Raw genomic sequence first — 252 nt, 5'->3', positions numbered from 1 at the left:
CACAACAAGCTCACCGAAACGCTTGTACTCGACGTCGCCAAGCTGCACAACTGAACGTTCGTCAAGTTCCTGATTCGACCAAGCAAAGAGTTTTGGAATTAATTCGTTTGGATTGGAGTCCTGAGCAGATTTCACATACTCTGAAAAAAGTCGGACAGCGAGTCAGTCACGAAACCATTTATCAATGGGTTATTGAAGATCGTCGAAATGGAGGTGATCTTTATACTCACTTGCGTCGTCGCCAACGTAAAT

1 protein-coding gene is annotated in these 252 nt (G+C 44.4%); it reads left to right on the top strand.

Annotated elements, in window-relative coordinates:
• Nucleotides 1-252, top strand: a 252-nt coding sequence (locus H5985_RS09330) for a helix-turn-helix domain-containing protein (RefSeq protein WP_205051030.1), incomplete at both ends; no start/stop codon positions are given.

This window comes from Parasutterella secunda (assembly GCF_016901835.1).
Taxonomy (GTDB): Bacteria; Pseudomonadota; Gammaproteobacteria; order Burkholderiales; family Burkholderiaceae_F; genus Aphodousia; species Aphodousia faecavium.
This window is presented reverse-complemented; position numbering and strand designations above follow the sequence as displayed.